The 14,128-nt window shown below is 67.5% G+C and carries 11 protein-coding genes; 5 read left to right on the forward strand and 6 right to left on the reverse strand.

The window, feature by feature from the left end:
* Positions 1–2 precede the first annotated feature (2 nt).
* Positions 3–1,265 carry an amidohydrolase family protein gene (locus TEP_RS03140; protein WP_132824236.1) on the reverse strand — a complete coding sequence of 421 codons (1,263 nt, stop codon included), beginning with the start codon at positions 1,263–1,265 and terminating at the stop codon, positions 3–5.
* A complete protein-coding gene (locus TEP_RS03145; protein WP_132824237.1) occupies positions 1,265–2,674 on the reverse strand; it encodes an amidohydrolase in 1,410 nt (469 codons plus the stop codon). The genes TEP_RS03140 and TEP_RS03145 overlap by 1 nt, the downstream gene beginning before the upstream one ends.
* A gap of 255 nt (positions 2,675–2,929) precedes the next feature.
* On the opposite strand from TEP_RS03145, the gene TEP_RS03150 reads away from it, so the two are divergent.
* From TEP_RS03150 to TEP_RS03160, 3 genes are all read left to right on the forward strand, one after another.
* Positions 2,930–6,559: an autotransporter serine protease gene (locus TEP_RS03150; RefSeq protein ID WP_132824238.1), complete on the forward strand. Its 3,630-nt coding sequence runs from the start codon at positions 2,930–2,932 to the stop codon at positions 6,557–6,559.
* Positions 6,560–6,689: 130 nt separating this feature from the next.
* On the forward strand, positions 6,690–7,466 hold the full coding sequence (locus TEP_RS03155; protein WP_025874105.1) for an AMP nucleosidase: 777 nt from the start codon (positions 6,690–6,692) through the stop codon (positions 7,464–7,466).
* A 43-nt stretch (positions 7,467–7,509) separates the two neighbouring features.
* Positions 7,510–8,049, forward strand: a complete 540-nt coding sequence (locus tag TEP_RS03160) for a DUF924 family protein (RefSeq protein WP_049464768.1) — start codon at positions 7,510–7,512, stop codon at positions 8,047–8,049.
* Positions 8,050–8,170: 121 nt separating this feature from the next.
* Here the strand turns inward: TEP_RS03160 and grxD are convergent, their stop codons facing one another.
* Positions 8,171–9,097 carry a Grx4 family monothiol glutaredoxin gene (grxD, locus tag TEP_RS03165; RefSeq protein ID WP_025874107.1) on the reverse strand — a complete coding sequence of 309 codons (927 nt, stop codon included), beginning with the start codon at positions 9,095–9,097 and terminating at the stop codon, positions 8,171–8,173.
* A gap of 60 nt (positions 9,098–9,157) precedes the next feature.
* On the opposite strand from grxD, the gene TEP_RS03170 reads away from it, so the two are divergent.
* A complete protein-coding gene (locus tag TEP_RS03170; RefSeq protein ID WP_132824239.1) occupies positions 9,158–9,937 on the forward strand; it encodes a polysaccharide deacetylase family protein in 780 nt (259 codons plus the stop codon).
* A 166-nt stretch (positions 9,938–10,103) separates the two neighbouring features.
* Here the strand turns inward: TEP_RS03170 and TEP_RS03175 are convergent, their stop codons facing one another.
* From TEP_RS03175 to TEP_RS03185, 3 genes are read right to left on the reverse strand one after another with little or no spacing between them, the layout of a single operon-like run.
* A complete protein-coding gene (locus TEP_RS03175; protein WP_132824240.1) occupies positions 10,104–10,835 on the reverse strand; it encodes a class I SAM-dependent methyltransferase in 732 nt (243 codons plus the stop codon).
* A 4-nt stretch (positions 10,836–10,839) separates the two neighbouring features.
* Positions 10,840–11,457: an SGNH/GDSL hydrolase family protein gene (locus tag TEP_RS03180; protein ID WP_132824241.1), complete on the reverse strand. Its 618-nt coding sequence runs from the start codon at positions 11,455–11,457 to the stop codon at positions 10,840–10,842.
* Positions 11,458–11,460: 3 nt separating this feature from the next.
* On the reverse strand, positions 11,461–12,735 hold the full coding sequence (locus TEP_RS03185; protein WP_132824242.1) for a pyridoxal phosphate-dependent aminotransferase: 1,275 nt from the start codon (positions 12,733–12,735) through the stop codon (positions 11,461–11,463).
* 122 nt (positions 12,736–12,857) lie between these two features.
* Here TEP_RS03185 and rsgA point away from each other — a divergent pair, with 122 nt between their 5' ends.
* Positions 12,858–13,958 (forward strand): ribosome small subunit-dependent GTPase A, encoded by a 1,101-nt coding sequence (rsgA, locus tag TEP_RS03190; protein WP_240790623.1) that lies wholly within the window; start codon positions 12,858–12,860, stop codon positions 13,956–13,958.
* The last annotated feature ends 170 nt before the right edge of the window (positions 13,959–14,128 follow it).

The raw sequence follows: 14,128 nt of genomic DNA on the forward strand, positions 1-14,128 counted from the left end.
GGTCAGGGCTGCGCGTTGCGCTGCAGGTAGCGGTCGCGCAGTCCGGTCTGGCGCGAGCGCATCGGCATCGCGCGGCCGCCCAGCCAGACCTGTTCGGCATAGTGCGCCACATCCAGCGGATCGCCTTCCCACAGCACCAGGTCGGCACGCTTGCCCGGCTCGATGCTGCCGATCTGGTCAGCCACGCCCAGCGCCTCGGCCGGTACCCGGGTCAGCCCGGCCAGGCCGTCGGCCCAGGGCAGGCCATTGGCCACCGCGTTGCCGGCCAGCTGGCGCATCTTGCGTGCATTGTGCGAGGCGTCATCGCGCTGGGCGAAAGCCACCGGTACGCCCGCGCGCTGCAGCCGCGCGGCGTTTTCCAGGGTGGCGCCGATCTGGTCGAAGGTCGTCGGCAGGTTGCCCAATGCGTCGACGAACACCGGCACCTTGGCCGCTGCCAGTTCCGGTGCCAGCTGCCAGGCCTCGGCACCGCCGGCAATGGCGATCTTCACCTTCTCGCGGGCCGCCCAGCGCAGCAGCTGGCGGATGTCGGCCGCGCGGTCCACTTCCACCACGATGCGGCCCTGCCCGGACAGATAGCGGGCCAACGTGCGGCGGCCGGCCGGGGTCAGCAGCGCATGCGGCGAGTCGGCGGCCACCTGGCCGCGTGCCTCGTCCACCATCTGCTGCAGCAGCATCCACTGCGCCGCGCGCGATTGTCCGGTCAGTTCAGATGCTGCAGCACCCAGGCGCAGGAACAGCGCGCGCGGGCCGATCAGGTCGGCACTGCCATCGAAACGCACCACGCCGCCCTGGCCGGCGACGAAGCCACCGCCGGTGGCCGCGCCCAGCGCAGTGAAGCCGATGCCGTCCAGGCGTGCCACCGGAATCAGCACGGACGCCGGGTTATAGGCCAGTGTCACGTCGAACTCCGGGCGCAGCGGCTGCTCGCCGATCTTCAGTGCGCTGTCGACCGTGCTTGATTCACCGGAGACTTCCTCGATGCCAATCTCGGTGATGCCACCGAACAGGGCAGGGGTCAGCATGCGGCCCTTGGCTTCGACCACCGGCACACCGGCCGGTGCGGACAGGCCCCGGCCCACCGCACGGATGATGCCGCCCTGCACCAGCACATCGGCATCTTCCACGTTGCCACGTGCGCTGGCGGTAGCGACGGTCGCACCGCGCACCAGCAGGTCCTGCGCCGAGGCTGCGGTTGTCATCACCAACAGCGCAACCAAGGTAGCGCCGGGCCATGCCCGGCGACGCTTGTTCAACATGCCCATCAGCGCAACTCCTGTCCAAGCTGGAAATCCGACCGCGGCGTTGCCGGTGGCGTGCTGCGGTCGTACACACGGCGGCCATCGACGAACACCTGCTCGGCCAGTGCATACGAACTGAAGGGGTTGCCGTTCCAGATCACCACGTCGGCCATCTTTCCGGCCTCCAGCGTACCGGTCTGCGCCTCGATGCCCAGCGCCCTGGCGGCGTTGGCGGTCATCCAGGTGATCGCCCGTTCCGGCGCGATCTCCGGCATGTGCGCGCGGCGCGCGGCGGCCATCACCTTGGCTGCCTCCTGGTTCAGGCGCTGGATGCCCTCGGGCGAGTCGGAGTGGACGATGGCGCAGCTGTTCTTCGGCCGGTCGACCAGCGCGATGTTCTCGGCGATGCCGTCGAAGGCTTCCATCTTGAAGCCCCACCAGTCGGCCCACAGTGCCCCGCACACGCCCTCGGCCGCCAGCCGGTCGGCCAGTTTGTAGGCCTCCACGCCGTGGTGGAAGGCGGCCACCTTGAAGCCGAATTCCTTGGACAGGTCGAGCATGGTGGCCATTTCGTCGGCGCGATAGCAGTGGATGTGCACGCGGATATCGCCCTGGATCGCACCGGCGAGCGTATCCAGCTTGAGGTCGCGCTTGCCGCCGGCATCACCGGCGCTGTCGCCCTTGTCGCTGCCGAACCAGCCCTTGCGCTTGGCCGGCTTCGGCGTGTTCTTGGCGATGTAGTCGGCCGCGTCGATGAAGGCTGCGCGGTAACCGGCCACGTTGCCCATCCGCGTTGCAGGTGCCACGCCCTTGCCGCCACCGTAGACGCGCTTGGGGTTTTCGCCGCAGGCCATTTTCAGGCCCCACGGCGCGCCGGGGAACTTCATCGCCTGGTAGGTGGTGGCAGGCACGTTCTTCAGCGTTACGCCGCGGCCACCGACCAGGTTGGCCGAGCCGGGCAGCACCTGCATGCTGGTCACTCCGCCTGCCAGTGCCGCCTGGAAACCGGGGTCCTGCGGCCATACCGAGTGCTCGGCCCAGACGTTGGCGGTGACCGGCGCGGTCATCTCGTTGCCGTCGCTGTGCGCGCCGACACCGGGGCTGGGATAGACGCCCAGGTGCGAGTGCACGTCGATCAGGCCGGGCGTCACCCACTTGCCGTCGGCGTTGATGCGGGTGACGCTGGCATCGACCTGCAGCGCATCGCCGACGGCGACGATGCGGCCATCGCGCAGCAGCACATCGGCGTTGTCGAGGCGCTGGCCGGTGCCGGTCAGCACCGTTGCGTCCTGGATCAGCAGCGGCCCATCGGGGTGCGCCTGGTAGGTGCTCGGGTAGGGATCGGCCACGAAGCGCGAAGCGCCCACGGCCGGCGCCGTGCTCAGCGATACCAGCGCCAGACCCAACCCGGCGCGCAACAACGTCGATGTCATGCAGATCCCCTTGGCAGCGTGTTCAACCCACCGACGCTAGCCGGGGAGCGGCGTGCTTGCCAAGTGACCTTGGGCAGGGGCGAAGTGGGGATTTTCCTGACAGTGCCAATGTGAAAAATATATTAAGTTGCGGGTGCACCCGCCGATAACGACATGCGGGTGAGCGCGCGCTGACTCGCCGCGCAGGTGTTCCCACACAGCTCCATGAGGGAGCAGCACCTGAAACAATCCATGGAATCAAGGACGTAATCCCCGATGACTGCTGCAACGTCGTATCGCTCCACTTCTCTCCGTCGTTCCTTCCTGCCTTCCCCGCTCGCATCGGCCATCGTCGGCTCGCTGCTGATGGCAGCCACCCTGCCGGCTCTGGCCCAAGGCAACTCCGACGACCTGTCCCGCTACCAGTACCAGCGCAGCCTGCAGGCCGCATTCGCGCGCCCGGTCGTGACCGCAGCACCGGCAACGGCACCGCTGCCGGCGTCTGTCGGCAGCGCACCGATGGCCAGCGTCGAGCCGCAGCCAGTGATGGGCGCTCCCGCTGACCGCGCCAGCTGGCGTACCACGGAGTTCAACCGCGACTGGGGCCTGCAGGCCATCAACGCCGACGCCGCCTATGCGCGTGGGCTGACCGGTGCAGGAATCCGCCTGGGCGTGTTCGACAGCGGCACCGGGCTGGACCATCCCGAATTCGCCGGCAAGAACCACCGCAGCATCCACCTGGCCGATCGCCTGGCTGACGGATCGTTGTGCACCAACACCACCATGCTGAGCGGACCGGATGCCTGCTTCAGCAGTGATGGCAATGACGTGGCCATCGACATGACCCTGCTCGACATGGACCAGGCGAACATCGACAACGTCAACAGCCAGGGCTTGTTCGAAGGGCTTGCCTATAACACCCATGGCACGCACGTATCGGGCACCATCGCTGCCAACCGTGATGGCTCTGGTACCCACGGCGTCGCTTTTGGTGCCGATCTTTCGGTGGCACGCCTGTTCTTCAACAGCCTCACCGTATGGGATGTCGATCCGTCGACCCTCCAGTACCGCAATGGCACGGTCGGCATTGGTGCGTCCGATGCGGTGTTTGCCGACCTGTACGAGCAGTTGAATGCGCAGCAGGTCCGGGCCGTCAACCACAGCTGGGGTTTCACCAACGAGCCGACCACCGCTGGCCAGCAGGACGCGCAGTTCTTCAACAACCCGGCCTACGACGACTATTTCCAGATCATCGGCGATGGTTCGCGTGCCAATGGCATGATCCAGGTGTGGGCTGCCGGCAATACCTATCCGTACAACACCTCGCCGGAAGACGCGCCGATTGCCGGCGTGCACGCCAGCCTGCCGCGCTTCCAGGCCGACCTGGAGCCGTACTGGCTGAGCGTGGTCAACGTGGACCGCAACCTGGTGCTGGCAGAAAGCTCCATGCGTTGTGGCCTGAGCGCCAACTGGTGCCTGGCGGCGCCGGGCAGCGACATCACCTCCACGGCCTACGGCGCTGACTCGCAGATCGTCGGTACACCGTTCCAGATCGGCAACGATATCGGTCTGGACATCCAGCAGCGCATGCCGACCTATGCCTATGAGGACATGACCGGCACCTCGATGGCGGCACCGCATGTCACCGGCGCGCTGGGCCTGCTGTTCGAACGCTTCCCGTACCTGGACAACGCGCAGGTGCGCGACGTGCTGCTGACCACCGCCACCGACCTCGGTGCGGCCGGCGTGGACGACGTCTACGGTTGGGGCCTGATGAACCTGGCCAAGGCCATTGAAGGTTACGGCTCGCTGCGCGTGGACACCAACGTGGTGATGAACCAGAAGGCCGGCGGCCTGAAGGTGTGGGAAGGCGACGCGTGGGACGACTGGACCAATGACATCGGCGGTCCGGGCAAGCTGACCAAGAGCGGCATCGGCTGGCTGCGCCTGAGTGGCAACAACAGCTTCAACGGCGCCGTGGTGCGCGAGGGCGTGCTGGAACTTGACGGCGTCAATACGCTGGGCAGCGTGTGGGTACCGGGCGGTCGCCTGGCGCTGAACGGTTCGCTGGTATCGACCCTCCTGGGTGTCGACGGTGGCGAGGCCTGGCTCAACGCCGGATCCGTGGCAAGCAACACCGACATCAATCTGTCAGCCGGCAAGCTGGTGGTTGCCGGTAACGTCGATGGTCGCTGGTTGAACGTGACCGGTGGCACCGCCAGCATCACCGAGACCGGCAAGGTCCGCATGGACAACATCGACATGCGCGACGGCACGCTGCAGGTGGACGGCACGCTGAGCAGCACCCTCTTCTACATGTACGGCGGCAATACCCGGGTGGGCACCACCGGCGTACTGGACAACACCCTTCTGGATATCGTCGGCGGCGTGGTGTCGTTCAACGGTACCCAGAACGGTGGGATGACCGCGGTGGAAGTGGGCGCTACGCTGAAGGGCACCGGCACGCTCGGCTACACGATCGTCAAGGGCACCATCGCACCGGGCAATTCCATCGGCACGCTGACCATCAACGGCGACTACGTGCAGACAGAGACCGGCGTGTACCAGGCCGAGGTAGCACCGGGCAGCCGCAGCGACCAACTGCATGTCACCGGCACCGCCACGCTCGGCGGCACCCTGGTGGCGCTGCCGGAGCCGGGCATCTACTACCTGGGTGAGCAGTTCAACTTCATCCGTGCCGATGGCGGCGTGAACGGACAGTTCGCCATCACCGACTTCAGCGCGTTCTCGCCGTTCATGCAGTTCAACCTGGCCTACGGCGCCACCGGCGCACGCATTGAAGTGACCCGCGGCAACTCGCTGGCCAGCTCGGCCAACACCGCAAACCAGCATGCCGTGGCTACCGTGGTCGATACGCTGGCGATCAACCAGGGGCTGCCCAAGCCGTTGACCACGCTGTTCCCGCAGCAGGTGGGCGCAGCGCTGGACAGCCTCAGCGGTGAACTGCATGCAGCTACGTCGATCGCCCTGGTCGAAGGCAGCCGCCATGTCCGCGATGCGGCGCTGTCGCGTCATGCGGGTGCGACTTCACCAGGCGGTGACGAAGCGGCGGCGACCGGTGTGTGGGTGCAGGCGATCGGAGGCAGCGGCACACTGGATGGCAATGCCAACACTGCCCGCACCGAGGCCAACAGCAACGGCCTGCTGATGGGCGTGGACCGCCAGTTCGGCGGTTGGCAGGTGGGCCTGCTGGCCGGCACCGGCCGCACCGACGTCAAGCAGCAGGACGGCCGTCGGGCGAAGTCGAAGATCGACAACACCCACTTCGGTGCATACGCCAGCCACAACTGGGGCGGTTTTGGTCTGCGTGGCGGCCTGGCGTGGAGCGAGCACGACATCGACAGCACCCGCGAACTGGCATTCGCCGGCTACAGCGATACGCTCAGCGCGCGCTACGACGGGCGTACCCGCCAGGCCTTCATCGAAGCGGGGTACCGTTTCGGCGGCCGCGAGGCAGGTCTGGAGCCGTACCTGCAGGTGGCACGTGTTGAAGTGGACATGAAGTCGATCAACGAGCGCGGTGGCGCGGCAGCCCTGCAGGGTGACGTGGACGATACCCGCACCACCCTGGCTACGGCCGGTGTGCGTTTTGACAAGGGTCTGAAGGCTTCGTTCCAGCAGGACAGCTGGCTGCACGTGCGTGGTGGGGTAGGGTATCGCCACGCTTCGGGCGACCGCAACCCGATGGCCAGGCTGGGCTTTGCCAGCGGCGGCGACGCCTTCGCGGTCAGCGGTGCGCCGATCGCCGACAGCGCGGTGGTGGCCGAGCTGGGCCTGTCGGCCTGGCTGACGGCCAACCAGCAGCTGGAGCTGGGCTACACCGGCCAGTTCGGCGATGAAAGCCGTGACCATGGTGCCAATCTGCGTTGGTCGGTGCGCTTCTAAGCCATCCGGTTGCCAAGGCAAACCCCGGGAGGGCGGCCGCAGGGCCGCCCTTCTTCTTTGCCGCAGCCGCATGTATGGCGGGGGCGGGCGGGGGCCTACAATATCGGCCCCACGCCGCACCGGAGCGCCCATGAAGAGCAAGCAGGACATCGTCGACAACTGGCTTCCGCGCTATACCGGCGTGCCTCTGGACCAGTTCGGCCAGCACATCCTGCTGACCAACTTCGGGGGCTACCTGCATACGTTCTCCGCGCTGACCGGGGCGCCGGTGATCGGCCTGGACCGGCCGATGGCCAGCGCCACCATCGACGGCATCACCATGATCAACTTCGGCATGGGCAGCCCCAATGCCGCGATCATCATGGATCTGCTGTCGGCGGTGATGCCCAAGGCCGTGCTGTTCCTGGGCAAGTGCGGCGGGCTGAAACGCAAGAACGAGCTGGGCGACCTGGTACTGCCGATCGCGGCCATCCGCGGCGAGGGGACCTCGGGCGACTACCTGCCGCCGGAAGTGCCGGCCTTGCCGGCTTTCGCCCTGCAGCGTGCGGTCTCGACCATGATCCGCGACCTCGGCCATGATTACTGGACCGGCACCGTCTACACCACCAACCGCCGGGTCTGGGAGCACGACGAGGCCTTCAAGGAGCGGCTGCGGGCGATGCGCTGCATGGCCATCGACATGGAAACCGCGACGATCTTCGCTGCCGGATTCGCCAACCACATTCCCAGCGGGGCCCTGCTGCTGGTTTCAGACCAGCCGATGATCCCGGACGGGGTGAAAACCGAGGCGTCCGACGCCAAGGTCAGCTCGCAGTTCGTGGAAAACCATATCCAGATCGGCATCGAGGCGCTTAAGCTTATCCGGCGCAACGGCAAGTCGGTCCGCCACCTGCGCTTCGACGAATGATGATGATGGCCTGGCGCGGTGCGCCGGCCCTGGGGAGTAGGTGATGGACGTTGCCGCGCAAGTGGTGGAATTCTGGAAAGACGCGGGCCCTGAAAAGTGGTTTACCCGCGATGATGCGTTCGACGCGCGGTTCCGTACGCTGTTCGCGGACGAACACCACGCTGCCGCATCGCGCGCCCGCGAGCACTGGCTGGGCAGCGCCGAGGGCGCGCTGGCGCTGATGCTGCTGCTGGACCAGTTCCCGCGCAACTGCTTCCGCGGCACGGCCCATTCCTATGCCACCGATGGCCTGGCACGGCACTACGCCACGCGCGCGATCGAGGAGGGGCTGGACCTGCAGCTGGTTCCCAAGCTGCGCGCCTTCATCTACCTGCCGTTCGAGCACTCCGAAGATCCGCTGGACCAGGACCGCTCGGTCGCGATGTTCGACGTGCTGGGTGACAAGGAATACCTGCAGTACGCCGAACTGCACCGCGACATCATCCGCCGCTTCGGCCGGTTCCCGCACCGCAATGCGGTGCTTGGCCGCATTCCGTCGCCGGAAGAACTGGACTACCTGGCCGAAGGCGGGTTCGCCGGGTAACCGGAACGTCAGCCCCCGCGCTTGGGACACGGAAGGAGTAGATCCACGCCATGCGTGGATGGGCTCAACAAAAAAACGCCGGCTTTCGCCGGCGTTTTTCCTGTGCATCAAGCGCAGCCGATCAGTACTTCGGCACGCCGTTGTCCACTTCGTCCGACCAGGCATCGATGCCGCCGGTGACGTTGAACACCTTGCTGAAGCCCAGCGCACGGAACTGTTCTGCTGCCTGCGCGCTGCGGCCACCGTGATGGCACAGGAAGGCCAGGGCGGTGTCCTTGGGCAGCGCTTCCAGCTCGGCGCGGCCGTTGCCATCGAAGCTCTTGAACGGCACGCCGACAGCAGCGATGGCGCGTTCTTCGGCCGGGCGCACGTCCACCAGCATCACGTTGCCGGCACGCACCAGGTCGTCGGCATCACGCACGCTGATTTCCTGCACCGGCTTGGGCGCGTTCGGGTTGTCGATTGCCAGGCCCTTGCCACGGATGTCGTCGACCCAGTCGATGGTGATGCCATCGGCGCGGCGGGCGCTGGCCAGGTCGAACTGCACGCGCAGGCCGTTGGACTCGGCGGCGATCGCGCCTTCATCGTACGGGGCCAGCTGGAAGTTCGGCTGGAAGCGGGCATCGATGCCCAGCTGCAGCGACGCACCCGGCGAATCGGCCAGCGCGCCCTTCAGCATTTCCACCGCGGCCGGGGTGACGGTGATGCGCGGCGGGGTGCGGTCCGGTGCAGCCAGGCCCAGCACGCTGCTCAGCTCGCCGCTGGCGGCCATCTGCAGCACGATGTCGCTGCCGCCGACCAGTTCGCCGTCGATGTACAGCTGCGGGATGGTCGGCCAGTCGCCATAGGCCTTGATGCCTTCACGGATCTCCGCGTCAGCCAGCACGTTGACGTGGGCGAACTCCACGCCCAGGTCCTGCAGGGCACCCACGGCCTTGGCCGAGAAGCCGCACTGCGGCATCGACGGCTGGCCCTTCATGAACAGCACGACGCGGTTGTCGTTGAGGATGGTTTCGATGCGCGAACGCAGGGCGGGATCGAGGGACATGGCAGTCATGGGTCCGAAAAATTCGAATCATCAATTCTACCCCCCATGGCATCATGGGGCATGACCAACGCAGGAACATTGCATCGCATCCCGACCCGGCCCTGGCGCTGGGTGCCCTGGCTGGTGCTGTCGCAGCTGGCCGTGATCCTGGTCTGGGTGCTGGCGGGCTGGCACTGGGGCCTGGCCCTGATGGTGGCAAGCCACGCGTTGTTCATGGTGCCGGTGTTCCTGCCCAACAGCCGCTTCTACGCACCGGTGCTGAGCCGGTTGCCTGCGGCCGGCAACAGCGTCTGGCTGACCATCGATGATGGCCCCAGTGAACAGACCCCGGCGGTGCTGGATCTGCTGGACCGGCACCAGGCGAAGGCGACCTTTTTCCTGGTCGGCGAGCGCGTATTGGCGCATCCGGCCCTGGTGGAGGAGATCCTGCGTCGCGGACACGACCTCGGCAACCACAGCCACAGCCATCCGCAGGCGCGCTTCTGGCGGCTGGGCCCGGGCACGATGGCGGCGGAGATCGAGGGCTGCCAGCAGGCGCTGCAGGCGGTGAGTGGGCGACCGGTGCGCTGGTACCGCTCGGTGGTGGGCATGACCAACCCGTTCGTGGCGCCGGTACTGCGCAAGCTGGGCCTGGTGCGCGTGGGCTGGAGCGCGCGCGGTTACGACGGCGTCGGCTGCACCCCGGATGGCGTGCTGGCGCGTCTGCTCCCGGACCTGCGCGCGGGCGCGATCGTGCTGCTGCATGAAGGTGCCGCACATGGCCACAACCTGGCCATCATCGAACGGGTGCTGCAGGTGCTGGACGAGCGCGGCCTGAAAGCCGAACTGCCGGCCAGGTGACCGGTAGCGCCGGGCCATGCCCGGCGAGCGCGCAGCGCGGCAAGAGCGAAGCGACCCGCGTTTGCTCATCGCTTTTCTCCTGTCTTCCGTGGTGGACGCGCCCGTAAACCGTCCGTGTCTATCCCGCCCGGGCAGCCCCCGTAGACCGCCGCCCACCACGAGGGGCTCAGCCGTTGGCCGCAGTTCCCGGCCTCTCGGCCACCAGCAACCAGCTGTTGAACGGCGTGCGCCCATGCAGCGGACGCAACGGAGCCACCTGCATGCCGGCAGCCGCCAGCGTGGCCTGCAGCCGCTGTGGATCCGGGTAGTGACGCGGTCGCGTGCCCATCCAGCCGACCAGCCAGGCCAGGCGGTCAGCCACCCGCGTGGTGCGGTCGCGGCGGTCACCGGTCGCCAGCGGCGTGCGCAGCAGCAGGCGGCCACCGGGCGCGACCCGCGCGCTCACCGCGCGCAGCAGCTCCAGTTGCGGCGCTTCGTCCAGGTACTGCAGCACATCCAGCAGCAGCACATGCCCACGATGCACCGGCAACGGCGCCTGCACATCCAGACAGTCGAACCGTACGTCGGCCAGGCCGCTGCCGGCGCGCTGCGCACGGGCGATCTTGTCGCTGTCCACATCCACCCCGAGGTACCCCTGCTGGCGGCCACGCTGGCGCAGCACATGCGCGAACAGGCCCAGCCCGCAGCCCAGGTCGAGCACCGGCTGGCCGTCATCGGGAAGGTGCTGCAGCACGCCGTCATACAGTGGGTCGCTGCCCAGCTTGCCGCGGGTGTAGTAGTAATCGCGGCGGCTGCCCCAGGCCTGCATCGGCCGGAAGGACTCGGCGATCAGGCGCGCCTGCCCGGCATCAAGCGGCGAACAGGGCAGGGGCGTGCCGTTCCGTGGCGTGCCGTCCATCGTCTCAGTCCGTTCCGCCCAGCAGGTGTGCGGCCACCGGCAGCGCACGCGCGCTCCACAGCGCGTACATCCGTGCGGACGGGTGCAGGCCATCCTCGGCGATCATCGCCGGGTCAGCGCCGGTGTCGCGGCTGATATCGGTGATGTCGACGAAGGCCACGCCCTGCTGGGTGCTGATCACCTCGGCGGCAGCGTTGAACTCGTCGGTTTCCAGTTCGATCTGGCCCAGGTCGCGACCGCTGCCTGCACCGTACGGCGTGGTGCCCCAGTCCGGGAAGGACAGCACCAGCACCCGGTCCGCGCGGCCACCGGCAAAACCAATCGCGCGCTGCAGCAGGGCGTGGAACTGCACCTGGTACTCGTCCAGCGGACGCCCGCGATACTGGTTGTTGACGCCGATCAGCAGACTGACGAAGTCGAACGGCCCTTGCGGCGCCCCTTCGTCGATGCCGGCGTCGAGCTCGTCGGTGGTCCAGCCGGTGGTGGCGATGGTCTGCGGGTCGCCCAGCGCGATGCCCTGCGCGCGCAGGGCGGCGGCGAGCTGGTGCGGCCAGCGGCCGTCGACCGCGACCGCTTCACCGATGGTGTAGGAATCGCCCAGAGCCAGATACGACAAGCCCATCGATCAAGCCACCGACCGGCGGGGCTTCAGCGGCACCACCTTGGTGGCGTCTTCGGCACGGCGGGCGAGGGCGCGGTCGATACGGGCGAACACGTCGCGCATCACCGACGCCTCCGGCAGCAGGGTCACGCGGAAGTGATGGCGGTAAGGCACGTTGAAGCTCGAGCCCGGCACCACCAGCACGCCGTCGTTGTTCATCAGGTCCAGCGCGAAATTATGATCGTCGAAGCCCTTTGCAGCGGCACCGACGACGGCCGGGAACGCATACAGCGCGCCGGCGGGGGCAACCAGCGACAGGTGCTCGCTGGCCTCGCAGGCTTCGATCACCGCACGACGGGTTTCATACAGGCGGCCACCCGGTGCGCACAGCTCCGAAATGGTGTCCGGGCCGTTCACTGCGGCGTCGATGGCGTACTGGCCCGGCACGTTGGCGCACAGGCGCAGTGCGCCCAGCAGGTCCAGCGCGGCGCGGAAGTCGCCCAGCCGCGCGTCGTCGCCGCTGAGGTGCGCCCAGCCCACGCGCCAGCCGCAGGCGCGGTGCACCTTGCTCAGGCCGCTGAAGGTCAGGCAGGGATGGTCGCCGGCCAGTGGCGCGACCGGCTGGAACACCGCGTCGTCGTACAGGATCTGGTCGTAGATCTCATCGACCAGCAGCAGCAGGTTGTGGCGGCGTGCGATTTCGACCACCTGCTCCAGCAGCTCGCGCGGGTAGCTGGCGCCGCTGGGATTGTTCGGGTTGATCAGCACGATGGCGCGGGTGCGCGAGGACACCAGCGTCTCGATCTCGCTCGGGTCCGGCTGGAAGCCGTTCTCGGCGGCGCAGCGGTAATACACCGGGCGGCCGTCGTTGAGGATGGTCGAGGCCGACCACAGCGGGTAGTCCGGCGAGGGCACCAGCACTTCGTCGCCCGGATTGAGCAGCGCACGCAGCGACAGGTCGATCAGCTCGCTGACACCGTTGCCGACGAACACGCGGTCCGGATGGGCATCCGGTGCGCCACGGCGAGCGTAGGCGGCGGCGATGGCCTCGCGGGCGACCGGCAGGCCCTGCTGGTGGGTATACGGATCGGTGCGGCCCATGTCATCGGCGATCGCGCGCTGCAGGTGTTCCGGTGCACGGAAGCCGAAAGCGCCGGGATTGCCGATGTTGAGCTTGATCAGCTTGTGGCCCTGCGCTTCCAGCTCCCGGGCTCGCCGCGCCAGTTCTCCGCGGATTTCGTAGCGCACTTCGGAAAGGCGCTCGCGGATGACCAAGGGCTTGGGCGAGGGAGTGGACATGGGCGGTGGGCCGGCAAAAGGCATGGGGCTTCCATGGTAGCGGAATTGCTGCAGCGCATGGCAAGGGCCGCAGGGCCCGCCAACATTGGGCTGGGCGGCACCACACAGGTAGAATGGCGGCGATGACCCAGACCCCCGATTTCACCGCTCTGCAGACCATTGGCTGGCCCTGGCCGGGCCCGCCGGAGCAGGCCGACTGGCAGGCTGTGATGGCCGCACACCCGCAGGCCCATCCGGCGCGGGTGATCGAGCAGCATCGCACCCACTATGTGGTGGCTGATGGCCCGGAGGCATCGATCAAGGCCGAATCGCTGCCGGAGTGGCAGCGCCCGCGCTTCCCCAGCCACGAACGGCCGGCGGTGGGCGACTGGGTGCTGCTGGATGGCATCCGCATCGTTGCCCTGTTGCCGCGCCGTACCGCCATCAAGCGTGGCGCTGCCGGTGAGCATTACCACCAGCAGGTGATCGCCGCCAACATCGATACCGTCTTCATCGTCTGTGGCCTGGATGCGGACTTCAATCCGCGCCGTATTGAGCGCTACCTGCTGCTGGTGGGCGGTGGCGGTGCCGAACCGGTGGTGGTGCTGACCAAGGCCGACCAGACCGAGTACAGCGAAGATGCGCTGGCGGTACTGGAAGAACTGGAGATGCAGGGCATCGCCCTGCACGCGATCAATGGCCTGGATGCCGACAGTGTTGCAGTGCTGGAGCCGTGGCTGGGGCCCGGCCGCACGGTGGTGCTGGTGGGTTCTTCCGGTGCGGGCAAGTCGACGCTGACCAACACGCTGCTGGGCGAGCAGCGTATGAAGACCAATACGGTGCGCGCCAACGATTCGCGCGGCCGCCATACCACCACCCACCGCGCACTGATGCCACTGCCGATGGGCGCCTGCCTGATCGATACGCCGGGCATGCGCGAACTGAAGCCGACCGGCGAAGAAACGCTGGCCGAAGGCGGTTTCGCCGACATCGAAGCGCTGGCCGCGCAGTGCCGCTTCCGCGACTGCATGCACCAGCAGGAACCCGGCTGTGCCGTGCGTGCGGCGATCGATGCCGGCGAGATCGAAGAGAGCCGGCTGCTGAACTACTTCAAGTTGAAGGAAGAAGTGGCCGCCGCCGCCGCCAAGCTGGCCGTGCGCCAGGCCGAGACCGCGCAGGAACGCGGTGGCAGGAAGGGCAAGAGCCAGCAGTTCCGCCCTGCGGGCAAACCGCGCCGGCGTTAACCCCGCGGCGCCGGAAACCCGCTTCCGGTAGGTGCCAACCTTGGTTGGCACTGTCACGGCAGGGGCAGCCCGGTAGATCCACGCCATGCGTGGATGCTTTCCGCGCATGCATATCTGTGCCAACCAAGGTTGGCACCTACCAACGCGCGGGCAGGGCGTTATAGTCCGCC

The sequence above is a fragment of the Stenotrophomonas sp. TEPEL genome (assembly GCF_004348785.1).
Lineage (GTDB): Bacteria > Pseudomonadota > Gammaproteobacteria > Xanthomonadales > Xanthomonadaceae > Stenotrophomonas > Stenotrophomonas indicatrix.